11 protein-coding genes are annotated in these 23075 nt (G+C 52.7%); 7 read left to right on the top strand and 4 right to left on the bottom strand.

What is annotated here, in order from left to right; all coding sequences use genetic code 11:
- Positions 1–47: 47 nt before the first annotated feature.
- A complete protein-coding gene (locus BW941_RS05165; protein WP_076514585.1) occupies positions 48–767 on the top strand; it encodes a GntR family transcriptional regulator in 720 nt (239 codons plus the stop codon).
- 94 nt (positions 768–861) lie between these two features.
- Positions 862–2220: a molecular chaperone gene (yegD, locus tag BW941_RS05160; RefSeq protein WP_076514584.1), complete on the top strand. Its 1359-nt coding sequence runs from the start codon at positions 862–864 to the stop codon at positions 2218–2220.
- 49 nt (positions 2221–2269) lie between these two features.
- Here the strand turns inward: yegD and BW941_RS05155 are convergent, their stop codons facing one another.
- Positions 2270–3559, bottom strand: a complete 1290-nt coding sequence (locus BW941_RS05155) for a DUF2254 domain-containing protein (RefSeq protein ID WP_076514583.1) — start codon at positions 3557–3559, stop codon at positions 2270–2272.
- Between the two features lie 78 nt (positions 3560–3637).
- Positions 3638–4558: a LysR family transcriptional regulator gene (locus BW941_RS05150; protein WP_076514582.1), complete on the bottom strand. Its 921-nt coding sequence runs from the start codon at positions 4556–4558 to the stop codon at positions 3638–3640.
- A gap of 182 nt (positions 4559–4740) precedes the next feature.
- Here BW941_RS05150 and BW941_RS05145 point away from each other — a divergent pair, with 182 nt between their 5' ends.
- Positions 4741–5319 (top strand): FMN-dependent NADH-azoreductase, encoded by a 579-nt coding sequence (locus tag BW941_RS05145; RefSeq protein WP_076514581.1) that lies wholly within the window; start codon positions 4741–4743, stop codon positions 5317–5319.
- Positions 5320–5384: 65 nt separating this feature from the next.
- On the opposite strand, the gene BW941_RS05140 is transcribed toward BW941_RS05145, so the two are convergent.
- Positions 5385–5636 carry a GlsB/YeaQ/YmgE family stress response membrane protein gene (locus BW941_RS05140; protein ID WP_076514580.1) on the bottom strand — a complete coding sequence of 84 codons (252 nt, stop codon included), beginning with the start codon at positions 5634–5636 and terminating at the stop codon, positions 5385–5387.
- 267 nt (positions 5637–5903) lie between these two features.
- On the opposite strand from BW941_RS05140, the gene BW941_RS05135 reads away from it, so the two are divergent.
- From BW941_RS05135 to BW941_RS05125, 3 genes are all read left to right on the top strand, one after another.
- On the top strand, positions 5904–6119 hold the full coding sequence (locus BW941_RS05135) for a hypothetical protein (RefSeq protein WP_076514579.1): 216 nt from the start codon (positions 5904–5906) through the stop codon (positions 6117–6119).
- Between the two features lie 125 nt (positions 6120–6244).
- On the top strand, positions 6245–7552 hold the full coding sequence (locus tag BW941_RS05130) for a porin family protein (RefSeq protein ID WP_076514578.1): 1308 nt from the start codon (positions 6245–6247) through the stop codon (positions 7550–7552).
- Positions 7553–7581: 29 nt separating this feature from the next.
- Complete coding sequence (locus BW941_RS05125; RefSeq protein WP_139325752.1) at positions 7582–8778, top strand: FecR domain-containing protein; 1197 nt, start codon at positions 7582–7584, stop codon at positions 8776–8778.
- A 101-nt stretch (positions 8779–8879) separates the two neighbouring features.
- Here the strand turns inward: BW941_RS05125 and BW941_RS17725 are convergent, their stop codons facing one another.
- On the bottom strand, positions 8880–21320 hold the full coding sequence (locus BW941_RS17725) for an Ig-like domain-containing protein (RefSeq protein ID WP_076514576.1): 12441 nt from the start codon (positions 21318–21320) through the stop codon (positions 8880–8882).
- 483 nt (positions 21321–21803) lie between these two features.
- Between BW941_RS17725 and BW941_RS05115 the strand changes: the two genes are divergently transcribed.
- Positions 21804–23075, top strand: coding sequence for a nitrate regulatory protein (locus tag BW941_RS05115; protein ID WP_076514575.1), 1272 nt, complete (start codon positions 21804–21806; stop codon positions 23073–23075).

The following is a 23075-nucleotide window of genomic DNA, read 5'->3' as shown; positions in this document are numbered from 1 at the left end:
AATGGAGCACAGAACACGATCAATTCTGTATACAATCTGAGGTATACATGACGCATTCACCCAATCTTTCGCTATACGTAACACCGCCCGGCAGCAAAGCCACCTCGCGCGATGAACAGATCGTCAGGGAGCTATTGCAGGCCATCGTTGATCGGCGCCTGCGCCCCGGCACCCGCTTGCCCGAAGACTCTCTCGGCGAGGCCTTTAAGGTCAGCCGTACTACCATTCGCAAAGCATTGCAGAAGCTTGCCCAGCAGCGTTTGGTCAGTATGGAGCACAACCGCGGCGCGCGGGTTGCACAGCCGGGTCGGAAAGAAGCGGCGGATGTCTTCAAAGCCCGTCGTCTGATTGAGGTCGCGCTGATCCCGGCGGTCTACGAAAACCGTCATTCTGACGCTTATAAAGAGCTGCATGATTTAGTCGCGCAGGAAAAAGCGGCGCACAGGGAAGGTAAGTTTCAGGAGGAAGTTCAGCTCTCTGCACGCTTCCATGTGCAACTTGCGGTAGCAACCGGTAACCTCATTCTGGGTGAACAGGTAGCACAACTGACCTCTCTGTCGTCGCTGATCATTTCTCTTTATGGCACAAGTTCGAGTGTTGGCTGCGACTGTGGCGAGCACACTGAGCTGCTCAAGTTAATTGAAAGCAATCAGGTGGCAGAAGCGCAGACTTGGATGGATCATCACCTGGATGCGATTTACCAGACGATTAATACCACACAGGATTCTGGCGACGACGTCGACTTTAAATCCATGTTCAGTGCCTGACAGGAGAGGCTGGAGGTCGTTTCACATACTCTAACAACTGTCTGGATTATGACTTCACGCCTGTGCTAAATTTCGCGGTTTTGGGTTGCTTAACATGATCTGCGGTTTCGACTACGGCACTTCCAACTGCGCTATTGGCGTGCAACAGGAGTGCGGGATACGTTTATTGCCGGTCGATGGCGAGCGCACTTTTATGCCCTCTGCCCTATATGCGATGGCCCGCGAACTGATTACTGAGCAGGTAAGTCACAAACTGATTTTTGACCGCGATGCATTTATTGCATCACGCAAACCCCAGTTGCAGATGGCCCTCAGGGCTCGGAGCGAGCTCGACCTTCACGCGGATGATGATGTGATGTTCGTCGGGCATGCGGCGTTCAAAGAGTATTTTGCCGATCCGGAAGAAGGCTACTTCGTTAAATCCCCAAAATCCTTTCTTGGTGCCAGCGGGCTTCGCCCTGAGTTTGTGGGCTTCTTCGAAGATATCGTCACGGCCATGATGCAGACGATCAAACATCGCGCAGAAGTCTCTGCTGGCGATACTCTGACTCAAACCGTTATTGGTCGCCCGGTGAATTTTCAGGGGCTGAATTCAGAGCAAAGTAACCGACAAGCATTATCTATTCTCGAAACGGCAGCCAGACGCAGCGGCTTTAAAGACATCGAATTTCAATACGAGCCAATTGCGGCTGGCTTAAGTTTTGAACGCCAGCTCACTGAGGATAAAACCGTTCTGGTTGTCGATATTGGCGGTGGTACCAGTGACTGTGCAATGGTACGCATGGGGCCGGATCATATTCAGAAAGCAGATCGTGCAGCGGATTTTCTTGCACATACGGGCGAACGGGTCGGCGGAAACGACCTCGACATCCGCCTGGCAACGGAATCTCTGATGCCACTATTTGGCATGAATGCCGCGCTCAAAAGTGGCAAGCCAATGCCGACAAAAACCTTTATTGATGCAGTGTCTACTAACGATGTTTCCGCTCTGACTCGCTTCAGTAGTCTGGAAACAGGGCTGTATCTTGAACAACTGCAGCGCGATTGTGCTGAACCCGAGCTGATTGGTCGATTACTCAGACTGCGTAAAAACAAGCAGAATCAGCAATTGGTTCGCCATGCGGAGGAGGCAAAGATTTCCTTGTCCGATGCTGAAATCACATCGGTGAATCTTGAGTTCGTCGAAAAATCGCTCAGTACGGATATCAACCGAGCCGAACTTGCCGATGCAATCGAGCGTCCACTTGAAAAAATTATTGCGCTGATGAAAGAGGCTAAAGACCAGGCTGGCGTCTCCCCTGATCTGATTTTCGTCACTGGCGGAAGTGCAAAGTCTCCCGTGATCACAAATGCGGTCGAAAACGTCTTTGGTGAAGTACCACTATTCGATGGTGATCACTTTGGCAGCGTTGTGTCGGGCCTGACAGAGTGGGCTCAGCGCATTTACCGCTGATTCATATACTGACTCAAACACAACCTCAACACTGCCTATACGCGGAAGGTCAGTCTTTTTTGTACTGTACCGCTTTTAACTGCTCCACTTCCTCTTCAAGAGCCAGACTCTGACTGGCTCGTTTTACTGCAAGCTCCGCGTAGTGGGCCATGACATCACAATAGGCCTCGGGAGCCATATCTCCGAGAGCCGCCATAGATTTCTGAACGCGTATCTGAATTTCAATTAACCCCGCACCGTCACGTGCAACTGGCATAAATAAATCTTCAATCAGGTCAGACGTTTTTAATGCCGGTACACGTACCGACGGGAAGCAGATAGATTCATCGTCATCGTCATCGTCCAGCACCCGGTGATCTCTCCAGATACAGAACAATCTTACTGCCCTGCCCAGTACGTCGATTGCTGTACCAGGATCATTGACTGCCGGTGACAGTGCTCTGCTCGCGATCTCAGAAAGTACAATTAAACCAAACCTTGGATCTTGCTCGAACGACCGGGTTTTCCCAGTGGTATAAGCTGACGTGACACGATTGATCAGGTGCGCTTCCTGCTCACTGTTGAGGACTTCTTTCTCTTTAAACTCGACACAGGCAAGAGGTTTACCGGGAAAGACAAAACTACCCGGAGTCAATAACACGTTGATATTCAACTTCAGTTCATCAGCAGTTTCCTGAAGGCTGGCGATATCAATATGACAAATGTAACCCGTGGATTCTGACTTAATATCAAAGCCATTGGCTGGGCGCTGCCAGTCTTCGGGTAAGCACCGTGCTCCCAAGTGCGGATGCTCTACTCGTGCGTGCAACGCATTGGCGGCTGCGACTTCGACCTGATCGGTGGTCTCAGAGACTCGCCCTAATACCGAAAGATGTTCAATCCAATGAAGTATGGCGACCAGTATGATGCCGATCACCAGCAGCGTTGCGGCAAACAGAACCAAACGCCCGCCCTCACCATAGACACCGGTATTAAGCGCAATAATGCCCACAAGACTGAAAAGAAATGCACCCAGAAACGTTGCAAGAACATTTTGCGTAATCGGATCTTCCCGAACGAGCTGAGTTGCTCTGGGTGTCGTCCCGGTACTCGCCGCAGTGAAGGCTGACACCATAACTCCCAACGAAAAGGTCGTTACAGTCAGCATGCTGGTTGCCAGAATATCGAGTATCTGATCGATCGTGGCGACCGAAATCTGAAACGACAGAGCCTCGGGCAGCAATCGCTCTACTGGCGCGGCGATCAATGCAGTGACTATCGCCATGACCGCAAACAGCGCCGCTCTGACCCATAATTTATGAGTGAACCTGATAAATAACCACTGCCATTTACTGAACATGATGTTTCCTTTGTCGCCTGCACATGGATATAAACCTACCCGTGTTTTTAACTATGACACCAACTATCCGTATAAGTATCACAACTCATCAATACATTTATCCCAGTATGGTTCTTTGCCGAGGCGCTCAATGACATAGTCGATCAAAGCACGTACCCGCCGCGATAAATGCCGGGCCCGGGGATACACAGCGTAAAGGTTCATCCCAAACCATTCATAGTCGGTCAGCACCGGAATTAATCGTCCGCTTGAGAAGGCTTCCTGCAAAGTGAATGTTGGCTGGCAACCGACTCCCAGTCCCCGTTCAGCGGCAGCAATTAATGCTTCGCCATTATTCGATAACGTACCTGGTGAAAGACGAATCTCCCCTGTTTTTCCATCTGGTGATGTGTATGGCCAGCGTCCGGGATAGCGCAGATTGCTGTATCCAAAAACCGGTACGCCGTGCAGATCATCCGGGGTATTAAACGGCCCGTACTTTTCCACGAAATCCGGTGAGCAGTACACCATATGCCTCACCCGTGTAACCTTGCGGGCGATCAGGGTCGAATCTTCAAGGTGACCAATGCGAAAGACAAGATCAAAGCCATCTTCAATAACGTCAACCCTGCGGTCAGACAGATCGAAATTGACCGTCACCCCGGGGTGTTCACTCATGAAGTCAGCAATGATCGGTGAAAGTTGGGAAATGCCAAGGCTGAGAGGCATGGATACCCTGATATTGCCGCTCAGTAACGTGGCCGATTGCATCACCTCCTGTTCTGCGTCCTTCCAGTCGTCAAGTAGCTTGCGGCAGCGTTCATAGTAGAGCTGGCCGTCATCAGTCAGGTGCATCGTCCGTGTGGTGCGTTGCAGTAACTGCACTCCCAACCTTTCTTCAAGGGCCTTCATACGTCGACTGATCGCCGAGTTTGCAACACCAAGGCGTTCTGCCGCTTTTGATGCACTGTGGCACTCTACCAGTGTGACGAAGACCCGTACTTCTTCCAGCTCACTCATAGGCTACTCCCTTTTCTGATATGACCCCGTCGATGCATCACGTTAAGCACCCATCACCTCTAATTTTTCTACTTTTCAGAATAATATTTTCAATCATAGAGTATTTTTCCATAGTTAAGAAATGTTTATCGTGGTTTCCGTTGAATAGTTAAACGTATCCTCACAAGACACAGGAGAAGGAAATGACACATATTCTTCGCGTAGACAGCAGTATGAGAACGGAAGGTTCAGTTAGCCGTAATCTCGCGGATAAACTGATCGAACGCTTGTCTGACAGCAGCACCCAGGTTACCGAGCGAGATCTGGCAAACGGCATTGAACTGATCAATGAAAACTGGATTGGTTCGAACTTCACAGATCCATCCGACCGCAGCGATGAGCAGAAGACATCTCTGGCAACATCCGACCAGTTAGTGAATGAGCTGCGTGCAGCTGACACCGTCGTTATTACAGCACCTGTCTATAACTTCCACGTACCGGCTGCTCTGAAAGCCTGGATCGATATGGTGGCGCGCGCCCGTGAAACTTTCCGCTACACAGAAGAAGGCCCGGTTGGCTTGCTAACAGGCAAAAAAGTCTATGTCGTAGTGACATCGGGTGGCACTGTTCTGGGCGCGGAAAATGATTTCGTCAGTGGCTGGCTGAAGTACATTCTGGCGTTTATGGGAATGACTGATGTCACCTTCATCGACGGCAGCGGTTTGATGCTGGACGAAACAAAAGCCGAAAAAGCGGAAGCTGAAATAGCAGGCGTTGCTTAATAAGTGATCGACATAAAAAAGCCCCGACAGACGGGGCTTTTTTCATTGAGTTAAACCATCAATGGTTACGCTCTTTTAAGCAGGCGAACCAGAAAGATCAATATCACGGCACCGACCGTGGCGGTAATAACCGATCCGATGAAACCACCTGCGGCAACACCGGCGACTGAAAACACATAGCCACCAACAACGGCACCGAGCACGCCAATGACAATGTCGCCTAGCAGACCGTAGCCACCGCCTTTAGTGATAACGCCACCAAGCCAGCCTGCAAGTGCGCCGATTAACAGAAAAACGAGTAGTGCTGAAATATCCATTGTTGTCACCTCAAAATATCGTTAGCGTTTTAGCCAGTTCTGAATAATGCTGCGCTTCTCTGCTTCAGTACTGAGACTTCAAGTACTCAGTTCCACGCCTGTATTTCTCAGTATTCCCGGCCTTCCAATATTACGAACGGTAAAGCTGCTAAGAGTTCCGGCCTGTTTGAAATGGCCTTTCAGGCAAACACGAAAATCTTGTCTATACTTATTGATGAACCACGCAGGCAGGACTATGGGGTCCCGCTAACACGGAGGTAATTTCAGATGGGCGAACAGGCGCTTAACGCAGACAATGTCGACAAAATCCGGGAGGAAGTGTCGAAGCTCGAAGAAGAAATTCACAAGATCAGTAACAAGCTTCAGAACGATGGCTTCTTATCCCGCGTACCCGCCGCTATGATCGAAAAAGAACAGCACAAACTCGAAAAATTCCAGCAGGCTTGCTCCGAACTGAAATCCAGACTGAAACAAGCTGGCTAAGGCAAAGCAGCCCAGATTGACAGGCTGAATTCCAGTGAAACTGGCCCGCCTACATGCGCCCATGGGAATACATGCTGGCGCAAATGGCGTACAATTCGCGCTCAGGATTTTTATGAGTACGGAACGTGCGGTACGTTATTTTCTTCATTACTTCTCTGGCTGCCATCGTGGTCAGAGCCGATGCCACTTCACCAGCTGCAACTGAGTCAGACAATTGTCCGGCAGACATCAGCTTCAGTGACATCTACCGTAACCCGGATGATCTGGCGCTCAATTACTGTTACCTCCAACAGAAAATCGATGAAGGCGACATTAAGTCCGCGATTCCGGTCGTAGAGCGGATTCTTCTGCTTGAGCCCCATCAGAACCGAGCGAGAATTATCTACGCCAGTCTGCTCTATCACTCAGATATGATGGTTGAAGCGCGTCAGGAGTTTGAAGAAGTACGCTCCCGGCCGCTGCCGCAAAGCGACGAGTGGTTGGTTCTGGACTATCTTCGCAGAATTGATGAGATGGATCAGCGCGCAACCCAGACCCTCTCGTTATCTATCACAGGGCATCACGACGACAACATCAATAATGCCCCTGACGACGATACCATTCTGTTTTATGGCTATGAGTTCGAATTCCCACAGAAAAAAGTTGAGGAATACGGTACCGAGTTCAATATCAGTTATGACCTTGATTATGCCTGGGGTGAGTATCGTCAGCATGCTGCCATTGCTTCGCTTCAATACACCCGGGATAACTATGCCACCCAGGACACGCTCGATTTCTCGAGCTGGTATGGCACCCTCGGAAATCGTTTCGATTTTGATGGAATAAAGCTGACCTTCGCCGGCAATGCTCAACACCAGTCTTTGCATGGAGAAGGCTTGCTGAGAAGCCACGGAGGAAGCCTCAGCTCTTCGTACGCCTGGAACCTGAAAAGCCTCAACCTCTACGTTAATACGCGCCTGAGTACAGGCGTCTCGACAGACAACTACATCGCTCCGGGCAGCGATGCCAGTTCAGGCAAGCGTTACTATTCAAAAGTATCTGGTTCGCTGACCTTCGATAAAGTGCACAATCTCTATCTGGCATTGGGATACAGTACCAAAGAAGCCCGCTCGGAGGCTTCCAGTTACACCAATTGGTCCACCAGCATGAGTTACCGCTGGACAGCGGCCGCCGGGCAGTCAGTTGCCGCTTATGTCAGCCAGAGTCGCACGCGTTACTCAGGCTCCTCAGAATTCGTCACCGGTGACCCTTCGCTGGTGCGACACAGCAAACCTTTGTTCGCATCTCTGGCACTGACATTGCCGGTAAATCTGGTTGAGAATATGGACCTGACGATCAGTGGCGAACGCCAGCTGAATCGCGCAGATATTTCTAATTATGAGTACCGTAATACCCGCTGGTCGGCCTCGGTCACAAAACTCTTCAGTCTGTGAGGGCCCCTGAAATGAAGACGGATATCGCAATGACCCGACATTTCCAATCCGGCAAGCGCCTTAAAACCACCCTTCTGACACTCAGCGCGCTGGCCGTAGCAGTCCATACACATGCACAGGAAGCGGGTGTACTGGCTGGGCTGAAAGGATCAGTGACTGTCTATCGCGATGACCAGCTTCTGACCGCGTACAGCGGCGATGATATTTTCTCTGGTGACCGGATTGAGTCTGACAACGGACAGCTGTTCCAGCTACTTCTGCGGGACGAAAGTACCTTCACATTCGGCGAAGGTTCTGTGATCACTCTGGATCACTACGAATTTGACGATGACCTCAAGACCGGGCAATTGCAGATCACTCAGGAAGCAGGACAACTGAAGTTCGCCACCGGACGCATTGCTGATGGTAGCCTGAATGCTTTCAGAATCCTGCAACCCGCCACCGAAGTCGCTGTGCTGGGCACTATGGGGGTGACCGCGATACTCTCACCTGAGCAGGCATCGGTGCATTTTCCTGATATCAACTTGCCGCCAGAGACTGGCCCCCTGAGTTATTCGTCGCTGATGGGCCCCGGCCCTTACTCTTCCATTCCAACAGGTACCTTTGTGGTGACTGCGGGAAGTCAGAGAATCACGGTTGATCAGCCTGAAGGAAGTGTTATTGCTGGCGACGGGCTGGCACCCGTTTTCTTTTTTGCGCCGCCACTTACTTTTGAACAGCCTCAGGCTAGCAATGAAAGTGACACGGAGCAAAATAACGGCACTCTCAGCAATATTAACGGCGTTAATACTGATGACCCCGCCGATGCACGAGCACAAGAGAATGCCAACCGACGGTCCTCTGACGAGAGCCGCCAGCAAAGCCGCCGGGAGTCACAGCAGTACATCAACGACTTTCAGGTCCAACGCATTATCGAGCGTATGGAGACGAGGTTTGGCCTGCCAGACGAATTTGACCCAACCTTCACGCCGGAACAACCGACTGAGGCGCCTTCTCAGCCCGAGCCGCCCGTCCCTCAAGAACCAGAGCCCCAGGAGCCAGAACCGGAAGAGCCTGCTACTGAGCCTGAGCCCCCAATAACAGAACCACAGGAACCAGGCACTGGCTCCGGGTTGCCAACCAATCCGGGCGGAGATCCGCTTGATCCGATAGGCCCCGGAACGGGCCTTGATCCACTTGACCCCGGACCAGGCATGATATGCCCCGGCGATCCTGAGTGCCCTTAATCTTATAAATCACACAGACAATAAAAAGGCCACGCATTGCGTGGCCTTTTTATTGTCATTGCTTTTATTTTCATTTTTAGAGCTGGATTAACCAGCGCCGGTTAAGGCGCTGTTTCTTCAGCCGGCGGAACCAGAACCTGCAGGAACTCCAGGAAGCTATCCAACTGCCCCGACAGATTCGGGTTAGCGTTGGTATAGCGACGCTGGCTGCCATCGACAAAGCTCAGCAACATGCCATCCTGACTGTTACCCAGGTGAGCAGTCGCCACCAGCGTTTCGTCAGCATAAATGTAGCCAGTAGCACCGGACAGGTAGAGCTGCATAGCATTCGCTGTGCTGTTCTCCTGACTGATGAACACATTGCCTTCTGGCGTCAGTGTCGCGATGTAGGTGCGGTCGCCAACCGATGGATCCTGAATCGTCGTGGTAATCGTGCCGTTATAGGCCAGATTCGCTTCAACCTCAGCGATGATCGCATCCCACTGTTCTGGCGTCAGCTCAGGTGCAGCGACCGTCGTATCGATCATGCTCAGGGCATACTCTTTAGCAATATCGACCACAGGGCCCAAGCCTTCAACAATCGCATTGGTCACTGACAGCGTTGGTGGAACACCGACGTTATCTTTGACGTTACGGCCAGTCAGAATAGTTGTGTCATCCACCTGCAATTTGAACATCGGATAGCCTGAAACAGAGTTCAGTGTCTCACCCCAAGGGTTTGTACGGCTGAACGAGGCCACCTCGAAGTCAAACACCGGAGTTCCCTTGTTCACCTTCACCAGACTCTCACGGTCAAACACGAACGACATATCAATATTGCTCATGCTGTACGTGCCGATATTGCTATCGGTACTGGCCAGGCTAAGGCCGCCACTAGCACCAATTTCCAGGACAATCTCATCAAGAAGATTTTCCATCGCGTTGTACGCATCTGAACCCTCATCACCTATGTAAGTGTAGGCAACAGCGTTCAAGTCCTCGAAAGGTGCAAGTAAATCGCTACGGCTATCAGAGACATTGAGAATCAAGCAGAAGTTATTCAGGTTCATCGTCGCAATGGAGTTGCTGATGGTACCGGTGAAGCACATCGGTAAAGGACCGGCTGTAAAGTCGTAGTTAGTCTGGAACAAACCAATGCGACGTTTTCCACCTAGCATTTCACGTATATCCTCAATTCGAGAAGACACATTGAAAGATTGACCATTCGCAGAGCCAGTGACCCGCAGATCACATGAGTCATCTCCGTTATAGCCCTCGCAGTTACTCAGAGAGACATTCAAAGATTCGAACCCAGCACTCTTTTCCATAGTGCAGGTATACGGAATGTTATTCTTCTGAGGCACACACAGGGCCGTCTTCAGTCCATAGCCAAGAACTTCTGTGAGTCCTCCCAGCATCTCTGCCGTCTCGTTCTGCGCAGCCTCATCAACATACAACCACCCCAGATCACGATTCACCGTCGAACCGTTCGCCAGCTCTGCTGCCTGCGCATCGTCCAGATACCCGCCAGCTACATCGATTGGTGCTAGTGCACGTGCGAAGTTCGCTGCATCGTAGCCAGTAGCCTCACCAATAGTAGTGACGTTACGACACTCTGTACGATCCAGTTCCGGATTGTCAGTAACCAGACAGATCGATGGGTCCGCCAGTTCTGGCGACCAATCGGTCACCAGGCTTCCGAAACCTGCAATCATGGTGTCGAGACTACCGTCGTTGATGAACTGCCCTACGGTTTCAGCACTGGCAACGAAGGTATCGAAGCCTGTATAGCTGATGGTAGTGATCGGCTCTTCAGTATCAGGATCGGTCAGACCTAGCGTACTTACATCCAGCTCGCCAGATTTAAGCGGCATCTGACCGCCCAATAGTCCGAAGATGAGACCAATGTTCTCCGCCAGGCTATCAATCGGCAGACTGGCAACGATGGCCGTCTCCTGCAGGCTCGCAGAGAAGATTGCGTGGCGCAGAGCCTGTTCATCGCTGCTGAGTGCAAAGTTACGCTCGAAGGCATCCGTCAGGTCTGGCACACGCTGGCTGACATAGGAGTCATCAGTGAAGCCAAACAGGACGGCAAGACGCTTGTGAGCCAGCAGAACATTGTTGTCATCCAGAGCCTGCGGGAAGGCTTGCAGCCAGGTCGCAGCCATGTGTGTCATCGGAGTAACCGCTACTGGGCCACCAAAATCAGCACCCGACACAATGGTATCCAGAATCATACCCGCAGCCGGTGTACCGCTGTCTCCGAAGTTGGCAGGCGGTGATACCAGACAGCCACTCGGCGTATCACACACCATGGTGGTCTCTGCATCGGTTGTGACACGTACACGTACCGGCGCGGACTGGGTACCCAGGTTAAACCCGAAATAACCATTGGCGTCCGTCGTGGTGGTGCCAATCACATTCCAGCTGTGCTCGCCTTCGGCATCCAGACCTGCGTACACGGCAGCTTCCACTGGCGCATTCGCCAGCACACCTTTCACTGCGCGGCCAGCAACAGCAGGCTCAGCATTGACGGTGATATCAAAGCTTTGTGTCCCAGCATCAGAGCCGTCAGTCGCATTCACAACCACGCTGTAAGTACCTGCGGATTCCGGAATCCAGCGGATTTCACCTGCGCTACTGATCACCATGCCAGCCGGAGGATTTGTCAGAGAGTAGCTTACCGCATCGCCCTCAGCGTCAGAGGCCGCTACATCGTAGGCATAGACCTGATACTCATTAGCCGTAGTCACAGGCGAAGAGGTGACAACCGGCGCATCATTCACTGCGATCACTGTCACATTGACTGTGCTGGTGCCCGTTGCCGTACCGTCACTGACCTGCACTACGAAGCTGTCACTGCCGTTGAAGTCTGCTGCAGGCGCATAGCTGAATTCAGAACCGGTCTGAGTAACGATGCCTTCTACCGCTCCGGAAGAGATAGACCAGGTAAGAGGGTCGCCATCCGCATCCGATGCGGTAAAGGTCACAGAATCAGAGCTGTCTTCATTCACTTCAAGCGTCACTGATGCACCTTCGGCAATGACCGGTACATCGTTCACTGAGTTCACAGTCACACTCACGGTGATACTGTCAGTCAGTTCGCTGTCAGAGACCTGAATTGTGAAGGTGTCGCTACCGTTGAAGTCAGCAACAGGAACATAGGTCACCAGACCGTTAGTATCGACGCTCACCCCACCATCACTGGCAGAGGAAGTAACGCTCCAGGTCAGTGAATCACCGTCGCTGTCTGTCGCGCTCAGTGACAGAGTCTGAGTACCGTCTTCATCCAGTGTCATGGTGGTGGTATCACCCTGATCAATCACAGGTGCGGCGTTCACTGCTTCTACAGTGACGTTCACCACAATACTGTCAGTCAGTTCACCATCAGTGACCTGGACAGTGAAGCTGTCAGCTCCTGAGAAGCCAGTATCCGGGGTGTAGTTCACCGTCTTACTCAGACCAGTGCCCGACACAGTCGCAGTGCCGTTGGTTGCAGCCGAACTCACTGACCAGCTCAGTTCAGAGCCTGCGTGGTCGCTGTCGGTCGCATTCAGCACCAGGGTAAACGGAGTTGGTGCGCCGTCTTCCGACATGGTCACGCTTGTGCTTTCACCCTGAGTTATCACTGGTGCGTTATTCACTGCCGTCACAGTAATAGTGAAGGCCTGCGTCACGTTAGCACCACCGTCGTTGACCAACAGAGTGACTTCCGCAGAGGTTACACCTTCAGCCGGCGTCCAGTTCAGTTCACCGGTCGCTGAGTTCACTGTCATAGACGCAGGCGCAGTGCCCACGTTCCAGGTCAGTGCGTCACCTTCTACATCGGTCGCCGTTGGCAGATACGTGTAGAGCTCGCCTTCCGTTGCTACCACTGGTGCTACAGACGTGATCTCTGGCAGATCGTTGATCGACGTAACGGTCATAGTGACATTGATCGTGTCTGTCAGTGCACCATCGCTTACCTGTACCACGAAGCTGTCTGTGCCATTGAAGTCAGGCGCAGGCGTGTAGCTTACGGTCTGAGAGGCACCAGTGCCGGATACGGTCGCTGTTCCTTCGGACGCGCCACTGCTGATGCTCCACGTCAGAGTACCGCCATCGACATCGGTCGCATTCAATGCGAAGGTCAGAGGGGTATCTTCATTGGTGGTGCGTGAAGCAGTCTCGCCTTCAGCAATCACTGGCGCATCGGCAACCGGATTAACCGTTACGTTAACGACGATAGTATCCGTCAGTTCGCTATCACTGACCTCGACTTCGAAGCTGTCGCTGCCGTTAAAGTCAGCGGCGGGTTCGTAGCTGACAACACCCGATGCATCAACGCTCGCGCTGCCATTTTCAGACGCATTACTGATGCGCCAGGTCAGGCTTTCGCTGTCGACATCGGTCGCCGTCAGGTTGAGTGTTGCAGAGGTGTCTTCATCCGTTGTCAGCGCAGTAACGGCACCCTGATCAATTTCAGGCGCATCGTTGGTTGCTCCAACGGTAATGATAAAGCTCTGGCTATCGCTCAGACTGCCGTCAGAAACTTCGACAGTCACATTCGCCGACTCAACACCATTGGCTGGAGTCCAGCTGATCGTCGCGCCAGAGATGTTCATACCTTCCGGAGCAGAAGGCAGGCTGTACGTCAGTTCAGTACTGTCCACGTCTTCGGCCACAACGGTGTAGCTGTAGGCTTCACCTTCAGTGGCGTTAGTTACCGCGGCTGACGTGATAGAAGGTGCATCATTCACTGGCGTCACGGTGATAGTGAAGCTCTGTGTCGCCTCTGCTGTAGCGTCAGCCACAGTTACGGTCACGTTCGCTGTCTCAACACCGTTTTCTGGTGTCCAGTTGATGGTGCTTCCAGAGATCACCATGCCTTCTGGTGCTTCTGTCAGGCTGAAGGTCAGCGCATCGCCGTCAACGTCGTTCGCGGCCACGGTGTACAGGTACGCTTCGCCTTCGGTCGCTGTCGTTACTTCGGTTGAAGTGATGACTGGCGCATCGTTCGCGGCGTTAACAGTGACATTCACAGTGATGGTATCGGTCAGATCGCCATCAGAAACACGGACGACGAAGCTGTCGCTACCATGGAAGTCCGCTGCTGGTGTGTAATTCACGGTCTGGCTGGTACCAGCACCTGACACAACCGCAACGCCATCGCTGGCCTGAGACTGGATGCTCCAGTTGATGGCGTCACCCTCAACATCAGTAGCATTCAGAGTAACACTGCCCATGTTGTCTTCGTCGGTGCTCAGAGAAGCGGCCTCACCTTCTGTGATTTCAGGCGCATCGTTCACCGCGGTTACACTCACAGCCACAACGATGCTGTCGCTCAGATCGCCGTCAGATACGGTGACAGTGAAACTGTCGCTGCCATTGAAGTTGGCGGCTGGATCATAGGTCACCAGACCAGAGCTGCTCACAGAGGCGGTACCATTCGCCGCAACACCTGTGATGCTCCAGTTCAGAGAAGTACCTTCCGGATCGGTCGCGCTCAGGCTTACCGTGCCCTGTGTATCTTCTGCGGTCGTGATAGACGCCTCTGCCTGATCAATCACCGGCGCGTCGTTTTCTGCGGTCACGGTGACATTGATCTGTACCGTCACAGTCTCAGTGCCGTCGCTCACAGAGACCACGAAGCTGTCGCTGCCGTTATAGCCCATTGCAGGCGTGTAGCTCACAACACCGGCCGCTACAGCAGCAGAACCGTTACTCGCAGGCGTGCTTACCGCCCAGTTCAGGCTGTCGCCATCAACATCGCTGGCCGTCAGAGTGACAGACTTCTGAGTGTCTTCTGCGGTCGTCATAGAAACCACGCTGCCCTGAGCAACCACTGGCGCGTCGTTCACTTCGCTCACAGATACATCCACCAGAATGGAATCAGTCAATTCACCATCGCTGACCTGAACAGTGAAAGTATCTGACCCGTTGAAATCGGCCGCAGGCACATAAGTTACCAGGCCAGCGCTATCGACTGACGCTTCGCCATTGGCGGCACCAGAAGTAACGCTCCAGCTCAGGCTGTCGCCGTCGATGTCGGTTGCGGACAGACTCAGTGTCTGAGTCTCGTCTTCATCGGTGGTCAGAACTGTGCTCTCACCCTGATCGATTTCAGGCGCATCGTTCACCGCGGTCACGGTAATGGTGAAGTTCTGGCTGTCAGTCAGATCGCTGTCAGAGACTTCGACGCTTACCGCCGCAGACTCAACGCCGTTCTCTGGCGTCCAGGTGATCACACCAGATTCAGAATCAATACTCATGCCTGCTGGCGCTTCGGTCAGGCTGAACGTCAGATCAGAGCTGTCGATATCGCTTGCGGTCACGGTGTAGCTGTACAGTTCACCTTCTGTCGCCGTGGTCACGGCCACTGACGTAATATCCGGGGCATTGTTCACCGCAGTCACAGTGATCGTGAAGCTCTGGTTCGTATCCGTAATACCATCGTTAACACGCACGGTCACGTTGGCAGACTCAACACCATTGGCTGGCGTCCAGGTCATTTCACCCGTTGTACTGTTGATCGACATACCCACCGGTTTCACGGGCAGACTGAAGTTCAGGGTATCGCCTTCGACATCACTTGCCGTCGCGAAGTAAACGTACGCTTCACCTTCGGTCGCAGTTGTTACAGGCGTTGACGTAAATACCGCAGCGTCATTTACAGCCGCCACCGTCACATTCACTGTGATGGTGTCGGTCAGGTCGCCGTCGGTCACCTGAACAACCAGAGTGTCACTACCATTGAAGTCAGCGTTGCCGGTGTAGGTCAGGCTCTGGCTGTTGCCAGTACCAGACATCGCAGCAACACCGTTCACTGGCGCGCTCAGTACTGACCATGTCAGTTCAGCGCCGCTGTTATCGATGTCGGTTGCGTTCAGTGCCAGAGTTGCCTGCACGTCTTCGGTTGCTGGCAACGCAACGCTCGCGCCTTCAGTAATTTCAGGTGCATCGTTCACCGGAGATACGGTGATGGTCCAGCTCTGGCTGTCTGGAAGCGCACCACTTTCACCGCCGTCGCGCACCTGCACTTCGACATTCGCAGATTCAACACCGTTTTCTGGCGTCCAGGTCACCAGGCCCATGTTCGATACCGACATACCTTCAGGAACCAATACAGGGGTAAAGATCAGATCGGTGCCGTTATTGGCGTCGTCCGGATCATTCACCTGAATCGAGTACTGGTATTCCACCCCTTCAGTCGCTGTCGTTGGCGCTTCGGAGGTAATCACAGGGGCGTCGTTCACGCTGCCGACGGTGATGGTCCAGTTCTGAACCGCCGCAGACGCTCCGTCTTCACCACCATCCGCTACGCTCAGTGACACCGAGGTTGAGGTCACGCCGTTATCTGGCGTCCAGGTCACCAGACCGGTGCCAGATACAGTCAGGCCCGCATCAATCGACCCCTGATCCAGAGTGAAGGTCAGATCCGTACCGTTATTGGCATCATCCGGGTCAGTCACTTCCGCCTGATATCGGTACTCGCTACCTTCTACGGCCGAAGTAGACGCGGCATTAGCAAAGACCGGCGCATCATTCACTGCGGTTACGGTCACGCTGACCACAATGCTGTCGCTCAACTCACCATCAGACACCTGAACGGTGAAGCTGTCGCTGCCATTAAAGTTTTCATGCGGGGTGTAAGTGACATTCCCATCGGACACAGCCGCCGAACCATGGCTGGCCGCAACTGAAACGGTCCAGCTCAGGCTGGCGCTATCAATATCGGTAGCCGTCAGAGCAGTCGTGCCTTGATTGTCTTCAGACGTCGAAACTGATGCCGTTTCCTGATCAATCACAGGCGCATCGTTCACCGCAGTCACTTCGACATTAACAACGAAGCTGACTGGTGCCGTGCCATCAAAGACCTGAACCGTGAAGCTGTCATTGCCATTGAAACCGGCATTCGGGGTGTAGCTGACATTGCCAGCCGTTACACTTGCCGAGCCATCAGAAGCAGCGGTACTGACCGACCAGCTCAGGCTATCTCCATCGACATCAGACGCGTTCAGAGTCACGCCCGTTGCGGTGTTTTCTGCGGTGGTCAACGTAGTTCCCGCACCCTGTGCAATGACTGGCAGATCGTTCACCGCGTTCACGGTCACGTTCACTACAATGCTGTCGGTCAGAGAACCATCAGACACCTGAACGGTAAAGCTGTCGTTGCCATTGAAGTTTGCATTTGGCGTATAAGTGACATTGCCACCCACGACCGCAGCACTGCCGTTACTCGCCGGGCTGGATACCGACCAGCTCAGGCTGTCACCGTTAGCGTCGGTGGCGATAAGAGTAGTACTGCCCTGAGTATCTTCATCGGTGGTCAGCGTGTCTGTTTCGCCCTGAGCGATGACCGGCGCTTCGTTGTCTGGCTCAGACACAGTAATCACGAAGGTCTGGGCCACAGAATCACTGTTGCCATCGTTGGCGACCAGACGCACAGTGCCGCTGCTACCTGCTTCGGCTGGTGTCCAGCTGATCGCACCGGTTGTTGCATTGATCGTCATGCCGGCTGGCTTCTGAGTCAGATTCCAGGTCAGGGTGTCGTTTTCGGTATCGGTGGCGCTTGGCGTATAGGTGTATTCCTCACCCAGTACGACAGACGTTGGAGCCACCGAGGTAATCACAGGGGCATCGTTCACATCGGTCACTGCAATCGTGAACGACTGAGTCACACTTCCGCTACCATCAGACACAGCCACAATCACGTTGGCGGTGCTGATGCCGTCTGCTGGCGTCCAGGTGATCACACCGCTGCTGCTGATGCTCATGCCCGCAGGTGCCGTATTCAGAGAGAAGGTCAGAGAATCGTCTTCGACGTCGCTCGCCAGAACAGCGTAAGAATATTCAACGCCTTCGGTTGCCGTCGTTATTGCGGACGAGGTGATTTCTGGCAGGTCATTAACGGCATTCACCGTCACGCTGACTGCAATCGTCGCGCTATCAGTACCGTCAGACACCATCACAACAAAGGCATCGGTACCATTGAAGTCAGGCGCTGGCTGATAGGTCACCGTACCATCAACCACACTGGCAAAACCGTTAGCGGCTGCACTGCTAACAGACCAGTTCAGGCTGTCATTTTCAACGTCAGAAGCAGACAGTACGAGCGTCTGTTCTTCGTCTTCGTCGGTCGTCAGTATGGTCGTTGCGCCCTGATCGATAACTGGCGCATCGTTCAGCTCATTCACGGTCACGGACACTTCAATCGTATCGCTCAGCTCACCATCAGAAACCAGAACAGTGAAGCTGTCGCTGCCGTTGAAGTTCTCATTCGGGGTGTAGGTGACGTTGCCACCGGTCACAGCCGCCAAGCCGTTGCTTGCTGCACTGGAGACCGACCAGCTCAGGACATCGCCATCAGTATCAGTTGCCGTCAGTGTGGTCGTACCCTCAGTGTCTTCATCAGTCGTCACAGAAGCTTCCGACTGATCAATCACCGGTGCTTGATTCACTGCGGTGACCGTCACATTAACGACGATAATGTCAGTGGCTGTGCCATCAGTTACCTGAACAGTGAAGCTGTCGCTGCCGTTGAAGTTTTCATTCGGGGTGTAGCTGACATTGCCGTCCACCACAGAGGCAGAACCATGAGTCGCTGCCGCGCTGACAGACCAGCTCAGCGAATCACCATCCGCATCGGAGGCGGTCAACGTGATATTGCCTTCGGTGTTTTCAGGCGTCGTCAGAGAAGTGGTCGCGCCCTGGTCAATCACCGGCAGATCATTAACGGAGTTTACGGTGACATCAACAACAATGAGGTCCGTCAGATCTCCGTCAGACACCTGAACAGTGAAGCTGTCGCTGCCGTGGAAATTAGCGGCCGGTGTGTAAGTCACATTGCCGCCAGTTACTGTTGCAGAACCATTGCTGGCCGCACTGATAACAGACCAGGTCAGAGTATCGCCGTTTGCATCAGTCGCGGTCAGCGTCTCATTGCCCTGCGTATCTTCATCGATTTCAATCGAGGCGCTTTCTTCGTTGATCACCGGAGCGACGTTAGCAGCAGCACGGACTTCAACGGTCCAAGCCAGAGTTGCCGGAATCGCACCGTCTTCACCGCCATCCGTGACACTGACAGCAACGTTATATACGCCCGCGGCGATCGCAGGTGTCCAGGTCACCAGACCGGTATCACTGACCGTCATGCCCGAAGGTGCAGTCACTAAGTTAAAGGTCAGATCACTGCCGTTGTTATTGTCGTCGGCATCCGCCACTTCAAGCTGGTAGGAATAGCTGTTGCCCAACTGAACGAAACTGGTTGGCGTGCCACTCAGCACTGGAGAATCGTTCACAGGCGTTACTGTCACGGTAAAGCTCTGAGTTGCAGCCTCTACATCGTTTTCACCGCCGTCGGCAACGATAACAGTGACGTTTTCAGAATATGAGGACGCTCCGTTCTCTGCCGGCGTCCACTCGATCAGACCTGTATCAGAGATGGTCATGCCTGCCGGTGCTTCAGTCAGGCTGTATGTCAGTTCGTCCTGAAGCGGGTCACCTTCGGCGGTCTCACCCGCACTGTCTTCAGCAGCGACCTGATACGAATAGAGGACATCTTCAGTGGCGGTAGTTACGGCCTCTGAAGTAATCACTGGGGCGGTATTGCCACCTACAATAGCAAGATCCCAGAACTGATAAGGCGCCACGTTGATCCCGTTACGCCAGTCTTCTTCACCGTCAGTCACTCCTACTTTCAGTCTCAGCACGCTGTAGCTGTAAGAGGTAGGAACATAAACCCGTACCAACCCGGTCGACGAGACAGAAAGGTTGTACTGAGGGCGATTGGCTTCACTGACGAGAGGCAAAGACGCAGTGAACGTCAGATCAGTGCCATTGTTCTCATCATCCACATCAGTTACTTCCATCTGGTATTCAAACCAGGCGCCTTTCACAGCAGACGTTGGCTTCTCAGAAACGATCACAGGCTTATCATTGACGGCACTGATCGTCACACTGACATCAATCGTGTCGGACAGAACACCATCAGACACTTCGACCGTGAAGCTGTCAGTGCCGTTGTAGTTCAGGTCTGGGGTATATGTAACTTCGCCAGAATCAGACACTGTGGCAGCGCCATTACCTGCATCAGAGCTGATCATCCAGTTCAGTGTGTCACCGTTAACATCGCTCGCAGTGAAGGTAACCCTACCGACCGAATCCTCAGCCATCGTCAGGACACTTGTTTCGCCCTGATCAATTACAGGGGCGATGTTGTCACCTCCGCGGACTTCAATAGTCCAACTTTGCGTCGCAGGTACAGCACCGTCTTCACCGCCATCAACCACTTCGACCTCGACACTGATGAGGCCAGACGCCAGCTCCGGAATCCACGTAACATAGCCTTGGTCAGTTACAGTCATCCCTTCAGGTGCGGTCAGAAGTGAGAATGTCAGATCTGTGCCATTATTGTCGTCGTCAGGGTCGAGCACTTCTACCTGATAAGAATAAGTGGTACCGATGTCCACAAAACTGACTGGCGCACCTAACAACACCGGTGCATCGTTGACAGGAGTTACATCAATAGAGAATGACTGAGTTGCGGGGTCAGCGCCATCTTCGCCTCCGTCAGCAACGACTACAGTGACGTTTTCAGAGTATGGCTCAGCACCCTGCTCGGTCGGCGTCCACTCAATCAGGCCTGCTGATGAAATGGTCATGCCTTGCGGTGCATCGGTCAGGGTAAAACTCAGATCATCATTGATATCAAAACCAAGACCATTCTGACCCGCGATATCAAGAGCCTCTACCAGATACTGATATTTAACGTCTTCTGTCGCTGTAGTGACAGGATCGGAAATAATTTCTGGTGGTAGGTTGCCCTCAACAACCTGCAAATTCCATTGCTGGCGAGACGGGAGATTAATAAGAGACCGCCAATCTTCTTCGCCGTCAGTTACTGAAACCGATACAACAAGCATCTTCTCCAGGCCCAGACCCTCTGTGTCGATATCGCTAAGGAAATCTTGGGGAATAAAGAGCGACACCAGCCCGGTTGGCGATATCTCAAGGTTGTACTTATCTCGATTGGCCTCCAGAACGAGAGGCAAAGAAGCGCTGAATATTAAATCAGTACCGTTATTAACGTCATCTGAATCCGCAACCTCGACCTGGTACCTAAACCAACCACCGAGAATTGCAGAAGATGGCGCCGTAGAGACAATTAGAGGTTTATCGTTAACATGAACGACTTGTAACGTGAATTCCTGCTGAGCGGTCAGCCGGGTCTCGCCATCGTCATAAACCGCTTCCAACGTCACATTTACTGTATCGCCGTGGTCATCGGTCGGCGTCCAGGTCACTCTTCCGCCAGGCGAGACTTCCATGCCAGTAGGACCGCTAAGCAAACGGAAAGTGACACTATCAGCAGTTCCTGCGTTCGTCTCTATCTGGTATTCCCAGCGCTCGTCTTCTACAGGGTTACCTTCTGGCGTTGACGAGAAATCAAGCGACACTGGTGCCTGATCTCCCCCATTCACTGGATCGGGAACACGTGGATCATCGCCATCTGAACCACCTGATGAGCAAGCGGTAAGACCTGCAATCAGTGAGACGAGTAGTGCTGTGCGGAAGTTAATCAAAGTAACACTCCTATGGAGTCTATGCGTGAGCATTGACCTGCGAGAACGAGTGACTGAGGCTGATCGGGGTATGGAGTACGAGCCCGGCAATCTAAAGCCACTGTTTTTCTTATTATTTTCTTACTTATCCGTTTCGGTCCAAATCGGCCACGCGGAGTAAGACCCGTATAGGTAAATGGTATTAGATCGTGTATCCAATGACCATCTGACAGATGTATCAATACATGCCACCCACACAATGTGTGATGTGTGCACCTATTGATATTTACTCTAACTCATTGATTAGCATGCCTTTCTTAAAGTCGGCTGTAAGGAGTAAAGTCTAAGTAAGGTATTCCGCAATCATCAGTGACATAACATTAGTGACAACATTCTCATCGGGCCACAACTGGTCAACTTGTCACCTTTTCGGCCGCGTCATAATTCACCTTGTCCTCCGTCAGGCGTATCATCCCCACAAACTTTCAGGATTCATTCAGATTCATGCCTCTACTGACCACTTCGGAAGACTTTCTGCTCGCTGCGAAACACGCTGAAATCGCCGCACTCCAACAACTACAGGTTAACTGTCGCCTCGTAGGGCGTGTCACCGAGCTGATTCATGAACTTCAGAGGGAGCGAGGGCTATCCAACATCTATCTTGTTTCTGACGGTCAACGCTACGCCCAGCAGCGGGCCGATGAACTTGAGGTCTCGGGAATTGCCCAGCAGCAATTCCGACAAACACTGACAGAGCTCAGCGAAAGCGATTCTCTGGCGCTCTCCACCCGGCTGCTAAGTAGCCTCGCATTTGTTATTCAATGCCTGGAAGGCATTGACGCATTACGCGCTCAAGTAACCGCTCGGAAGGTATCGGCGAGCGAAAACACCGCACTCTACAGCCGCCTCATTACGGGTCTGCTGACAGTCATATTTGAAGCCGCGGATATCGCCGACGACCCGGAGATCACACGCGCCCTCGTCGCACTGTTTAACTTCGTTCAAGGTAAAGAGTACGCCGGCCAGGAGAGGGCCATGGGGTTAATCGGCTTTACCAGTGGTAGTTTCAGTAACGCCCTGCAAGACAAAGTGCATGAACTGCTGGATGCTCAGGAACGTTGCTTTGGCATCTTTACTGAGTTCTCAACCAGTATACCCAAAGCGCGCTGGAACCAACTCGAAGGATGTGAAGCAACCTCGGAACTGGAGCGGTTGCGTAAAATGATTGAGCGATACCGTGCAGAAGACGCTTTGCCAACCTCTATCAGCGAAGTCTGGTACGAAGTCGCTACTCGTCGCATTGATGAAATGCAAAGTATCGAGCTTGATATGACAGCCGACCTGATGGAGCTCTGTGAAAAGAAAATAAATACCGCAGAAGAAGATCTGAGGCTGCATCGCGAGCACCTGAAAGATCTTGCGGATATCAGCGAACCACCCGAATCACCGCTGAGTCTGCTTCCGCAATCTAACCTCAACACGGACAATAGCCTGACCCCTGGCGTTAATGTCAAACTAGCCAGATCCATATCCGACCTGGTACAGGGACAAGCTGAGCGCTTGCAGCGTATCAGTAGCGAATTAGCTGAAGCTCGCCAGGCACTGGATGAAAGGAAGCTGATCGATAAGGCCAAAGGCATGCTGATTCAGTCTAAGGGGATTACGGAAGAAGAGGCTTACCGCCACTTACGTCAGGCAGCGATGGACAGCAATAAGCGCATTGTAGAAGTCGCGATGAACGTCATCAGTGTCGCAGGCATGCTGACGTCCAGGTAA

This window comes from Thalassolituus maritimus (assembly GCF_900156675.1).
GTDB lineage: Bacteria > Pseudomonadota > Gammaproteobacteria > Pseudomonadales > Oceanobacteraceae > Thalassolituus > Thalassolituus maritimus.
This window is presented reverse-complemented; position numbering and strand designations above follow the sequence as displayed.